Consider the following 5,431-nt stretch of genomic DNA (forward strand, 5'->3'; position numbering starts at 1 on the left):
GGCGCGAGGGCGAGGCCGTCGGCCTCGCCGAGCACTTCGAGCACCGCTGGCGGCCGGTCTCGGCCGGCGTGGCCGTGCCGATCTTCGCCCTGTTCGCGGCCGGGGTCGCCTTCGGCGGGTTGAGCGGACTCGTCGAGGCCCTCACCGACCCGGTCGCGCTCGGCATCGTGGCCGGGCTGGTCCTCGGCAAGGGGTTCGGCATCTTCGGCACCACCTACCTCATGGGCCGGTTCACGAAGGCCGAGCTCGACCGGGACATCGGCTGGGTGGACGTGCTGGGACTGTCCCTGCTCGCGGGGATCGGCTTCACGGTGTCGCTGTTGGTCGGTGACCTCGCCTTCGGCACCGGAGGGGACCGGGACGAGCTGGTGAAGATCGCCGTGCTGTGCGGCTCACTGCTGGCGGCACTGCTGGCGACCGTGATCCTGCGGCTGCGCAACCGCGTCTACCGCCGCATTCACGAGGAGGAGAACCGCGACGAGGACCGGGACGGCATCCCGGACGTCTACCAGCAACCGTCGCCCGCCGACGGCGGCCCGGGCCGCCCCGAGTCGCCGTAGGTGTCGCCGTGCGGCCCCTGTCCCGCACGGAACGCGGTGAAGGGGGTCCGCACGGGGTGACGGGGTGGGCACGGAGCCGGGGCCGCCTCCCGGGTGGGGGACCGACCCGGACCACGCGGGAGCGGGGTGCTGGCCTAGACTCGGACATCCGGTCCGTGCTTGACCCGAGGTCGCCGGGCCGGCCCATCAGACCGACACAGTCCCGGCGAGGAGATAACGTTGAAGAGCACCGTCGAGCAGCTGAGCCCGACGCGCGTAAAGATCAATGTCGAGGTGCCGTTCGACGAGCTCAAACCGAACTTCGACCGCGCCTACCGCAAGATCGCTCAGCAGGTCCGGATCCCAGGTTTCCGTCCGGGCAAGGCCCCGGCCCGGGTCCTCGAAAGCCGTATCGGCCGTGCCCCGGTGCTCGACGAGGTCGTCAACGAGGCCATCCCCGCGAAGTACACGGAAGCGGTGCGCAGCGGTGAGGTGCGCACGCTCGGGCAGCCCGACTTCGAGGTGACCAGGCTCGAGGACCGCGACGTCCTGGAGTTCAGCGCCGAGGTGGATGTCCGCCCGGACATCACCCTGCCCGACCTCGAGGACCTCACGGTCAGCGTGGACGACGTTGAGCTCGACGAGTCCGAGGTCACCGAGCAGCTCGACGAGCTGCGCGCGCGGTTCGGGACATTGACCGGCGTCGACCGCCCCGCGCGCAACGGTGACTTCGTCTCCCTCGACCTGTCGGCCACCGTCGACGGCGAGGAGGTGCCGGACGCCTCGACGAGCGGCCTGTCCTACGAGATCGGGTCCGGCCAGCTCGTGGACGGCATCGACGAGGCCATCATCGGTGCGAACGAGGGTGAGACGAAGCACTTCACGACCCAGCTCGTCGCCGGCGACCACGCCGGCCGCGACGCCGACGTCGAGGTGACCGTGAACTCGATCAAGGAGCGGGAGCTCCCGGAGGCGGACGACGAGTTCGCCCAGCTGGCCAGCGAGTTCGACACGATCGACGAGCTGCGGGCCGACCTGCGGGAGCGGGCGCTGCGCATGAAGCGCGTGCAGCAGGGCGTGCAGGCCCGGGACAAGGTCCTGGACGAACTGCTGGAGCGGGTCGACGTCCCGCTGCCGGAGACGATCCTCGAGCAGGAGATCTCCAACCGCAAGCACGATGCGATCCACCCGTACGACCACGACGAGGACGCCTACAAGGCCGCGTTGCGCGAGCAGGGCGGCGACCCCGAGGAGTGGGAGAACGAGGTCCGCGCCGAGGCCGAGAAGTCGGTGCGCACCCAGCTGCTGCTGGACTCGCTCGCCGACCAGCGCGGGGTGGACGTCGACGACTCGGAGCTGACCGAGCGCATCATCTACCAGGCCCAGCAGTCGGGGATGAACCCGGACGAGTACGTGCGGCGGCTTCAGGAGGCGAACCAGCTGGGGGCGATCTACGCTGACGTCCGGCGGGGCAAGGCGCTGGCCGGTATCGTGCGCGAGGTGACGGTGACCGACCAGTCGGGCTCCACAGTCGACCTCAGTGAACTGTTCGGGTCCGACGAGGACACCGACGACACCGGGGACGAGTCCGGCGCCGGGCAGGACACCGGGTCGGAGAACCGGGACGAGGACGCTGCCACCACCTCGGGTGAGAACACCGCCGACGACGCCGAGGGTTCTTCGACGCCCGAACGGTGACCGGTGCTCATGCTCTGAGCGAACTCGGGCGGTGACAGGCCATCTGCACCGCCCGAGTTCGTTAGGGTCGGTGACAAGATCTTCACACTTTGCGAAAAGGCAGGCAGACGTGACGCAGCACATGCCCGAGGGGCGGACCGGCACCGCGGGGCTCAATCTGACCGACTCGGTGTACGAGCGGCTGCTCCAGGAGCGCATCGTCGTGCTCGGGTCCGAGGTCAATGACGAGGTCGCCAACCGCATCACCGCGCAGCTCCTGCTGCTGGCCGCCGAGGACCCGCAGGCCGACATCCGCTTCTACATCAACTCGCCCGGCGGATCGGTGACGGCGGGCTTCGCCATCTACGACACGATGCAGCTGATCGAGCCGGACGTGGCCACCTACGCGATGGGACTGGCGGCGTCCATGGGGCAGTTCCTCCTGTCGTCCGGGACTCCGGGCAAGCGGTACTCGCTGCCGCACGCCCGGATCCTGATGCATCAGCCGTCGGCCGGTGTCGGGGGCACGGCCTCGGACATCGCCATCCAGGCCGAGGTGTTCGGCAAGTGGAAGCACCAGCTGGCCGAGATCACCGCCGAGCAGACCGGGCAGACCGTGGACCAGATCCTGGCCGACAGCGACCGGGACCGCTGGTTCACGGCGGGTGAGGCCCGGGACTACGGCTTCGTCGACCAGGTGCTCACCCGCGACAACCCGACCCCGAACGCGAACTGACCGGGCACGGTAGGAGGAGAAGACCATGAACACGCCTTATCTCCCGCAGTCCCGGTACGTGATGCCCTCCTACGTGGAGCGGACCAGTTACGGGATCAAGGAGTCGAACCCGTACAACAAGCTGTACGAGGAACGGCAGATCATGCTCGGGGTCCAGGTCGACGACGCCTCGGCCAACGACGTGATGGCCCAGCTGCTGCATCTGGAGCACGAGGACCCGGACCGCGACATCATCATCTACATCAACTCGCCGGGTGGTTCGTTCACCGCGTTGATGGCGATCTACGACACCATGCAGTACGTCCGTCCGGACATCCAGACGGTGTGCCTGGGGCAGGCCGCGTCCGCGGCGGCGGTGCTGCTGGCGGCGGGGACGAAGGGCAAGCGGCTGGCACTGCCCAACGCCCGCATGCTGATCCACCAGCCCGCGACCGAGGGCGCCTACGGCCAGGTCTCCGACCTGGAGATCCAGGCCCGGGAGATCCAGCGGGTCCGCCGCCTGATGGAGACGACCCTGGCCAAGCACACGAACAAGTCGGCCGACGAGGTGCGTGCGGACATCGAGCGGGACAAGATCCTCACGCCCGAGGAGGCCAAGGAATACGGCATGATCGATCAGGTGCTGGAGTACCGCAAGGCCTCGACGGACTGAGGACCTCGCCACGGCCCTGATGCACGGTGACGGGCGGGCGGCGTGTCGGGAGACGGCAGCCGCCCGCCCGCGGCATTAGAGTGGGAGTCCGCGCCCCGATCGTCCGCGGACGCTCCCGTGGGACGCGCGGGGCAGGTACCGTCGGTGGCAACCGGACGGCTGTCGCCCTCGGAAGGCAGTCGCCTTCGGAAGGCAGTCGCCCTCGGAAGGCAGCCGCCACCGGAAGCGGTGGCGACGGACGGCAGAGGTGTCAACGCACGAGAAGGTGTCACCGGCACCACGCGGCACGCGGGTGTCACCGGCACCGGGAGGGGACGAGGTCAGCGGTCATGGCACGGATCGGCGACGGCGGAGACCTGCTGAAGTGTTCTTTCTGCGGGAAGAGCCAGAAACAGGTGAAGAAGCTCATCGCCGGCCCCGGCGTGTACATCTGCGACGAGTGCATCGAGCTCTGCAACGAGATCATCGAGGAGGAACTCGCCGAGTCGAGTGACGTCCAGCTGGACGAACTGCCGAAACCGACGGACATCCACGAGTTCCTCGAGCAGTACATCATCGGTCAGGACGACGCCAAGCGGACCCTCGCCGTCGCGGTCTACAACCATTACAAGCGCATCCAGTCCGCGCCGAAGAGCGGCAAGGACGGCAAGGACGAGCCGGTCGAGCTCGCCAAGTCGAACATCCTGATGCTCGGGCCGACCGGGTGCGGCAAGACCTACCTGGCCCAGACCCTGGCCAAGCTGCTCAACGTCCCGTTCGCGATCGCCGACGCGACGGCGCTGACCGAGGCGGGTTACGTCGGTGAGGACGTCGAGAACATCCTGCTCAAGCTCATCCAGGCCGCCGACTACGACGTCAAGCGCGCCGAGACCGGCATCATTTACATCGACGAGGTCGACAAGGTCGCGCGCAAGTCGGAGAATCCGTCGATCACCCGGGACGTGTCGGGCGAGGGTGTGCAGCAGGCGCTGCTGAAGATCCTGGAGGGGACCACCGCCTCGGTGCCGCCGCAGGGCGGGCGCAAACACCCGCACCAGGAATTCATTCAGATCGACACCTCGAACGTGCTGTTCATCGTGGCCGGGGCGTTCGCGGGTCTCGACAAGATCATCAACGACCGGATCGGCAAGCGCGGCCTGGGCTTCGGTGCCGAGATCCGCACGCAGCGCGAGATCGAGGAGAGCGACGTCTTCAGCGAGACGATGCCCGAGGATCTGATCAAGTTCGGTCTGATCCCGGAGTTCATCGGGCGGCTGCCGGTCGTCGCGAGCGTCACCAACCTGGACAAGGAGTCGTTGGTGCGCATCCTGACCGAGCCCCGCAACGCGCTGACGAAGCAGTACACCAAGCTGTTCGAGATCGACAACGTCGAGCTGGAGTTCACCCGGACGGCGCTGGAGGCGATCGCGGACCAGGCGTTGCTGCGTGGGACGGGCGCCCGGGGGCTGCGGGCGATCATGGAGGAGGTCCTGCAGCCGGTGATGTACGACATCCCGAGCCGCGACGACGTCGCCAAGGTCGTCATCACCGAGCAGACCGTCCGGGAGAACGTCAATCCCACGATCGTGTCGCGGCAACCCTCGCGCCGGTCGCGGGAGCGCGGTGAGAAGTCGGCCTGACGCAGCGGGCGCTACCCTGCCGAGTCATGACCTCTCTTCCGCCGAGTCCGCATCCGGTCCCGTCGTCCGGTGACGACGCGACCGTGACCGCACCCGCTCCGGCCCCACCGGAACGGCGGACGGTGCCCACGGCGGCGGAACCGCCGACGGTGCCGATGCCGGCGACACCACCGACGATGTCCTCGCCGCCGCCCGGGGTCGCCGGGCC

Annotated in this window: 5 protein-coding genes and 1 pseudogene; all 6 read left to right on the forward strand. The window is 68.5% G+C overall.

Annotated features, from left to right (window positions below; all coding sequences use genetic code 11):
• Positions 1 to 560, forward strand: a 560-nt coding sequence (locus tag SACHA_RS25285; protein ID WP_019809475.1) for a Na+/H+ antiporter NhaA, incomplete at its 5' end; no start/stop codon positions are given.
• A 219-nt stretch (positions 561 to 779) separates the two neighbouring features.
• Positions 780 to 2,237 (forward strand): trigger factor, encoded by a 1,458-nt coding sequence (tig, locus tag SACHA_RS0110395; protein WP_019809476.1) that lies wholly within the window; start codon positions 780 to 782, stop codon positions 2,235 to 2,237.
• Positions 2,238 to 2,346: 109 nt separating this feature from the next.
• Positions 2,347 to 2,952: a ClpP family protease gene (locus SACHA_RS0110400; protein ID WP_083935827.1), complete on the forward strand. Its 606-nt coding sequence runs from the start codon at positions 2,347 to 2,349 to the stop codon at positions 2,950 to 2,952.
• Between the two features lie 25 nt (positions 2,953 to 2,977).
• Positions 2,978 to 3,604 carry an ATP-dependent Clp protease proteolytic subunit gene (locus SACHA_RS0110405; RefSeq protein ID WP_019809478.1) on the forward strand — a complete coding sequence of 209 codons (627 nt, stop codon included), beginning with the start codon at positions 2,978 to 2,980 and terminating at the stop codon, positions 3,602 to 3,604.
• A gap of 329 nt (positions 3,605 to 3,933) precedes the next feature.
• Positions 3,934 to 5,223 (forward strand): ATP-dependent Clp protease ATP-binding subunit ClpX, encoded by a 1,290-nt coding sequence (gene clpX, locus SACHA_RS0110410; RefSeq protein ID WP_019809479.1) that lies wholly within the window; start codon positions 3,934 to 3,936, stop codon positions 5,221 to 5,223.
• Positions 5,224 to 5,249: 26 nt separating this feature from the next.
• A pseudogene (locus SACHA_RS26115) lies at positions 5,250 to 5,431 on the forward strand (hypothetical protein); the annotation flags it as partial.

Origin of the sequence: Saccharomonospora halophila 8, assembly GCF_000383775.1 — a bacterium.
Classification (GTDB): Bacteria; Actinomycetota; Actinomycetes; order Mycobacteriales; family Pseudonocardiaceae; genus Saccharomonospora; species Saccharomonospora halophila.

Bases quoted from the DNA above. Each gene is read 5' to 3' on its own strand.
- SACHA_RS0110405 (WP_019809478.1), top strand. From the start codon at position 2,978: ATGAACACGCCTTATCTCCCGCAGTCCCGGTACGTGATGCCCTCCTAC.
- clpX (WP_019809479.1), top strand. From the start codon at position 3,934: ATGGCACGGATCGGCGACGGCGGAGACCTGCTGAAGTGTTCTTTCTGC.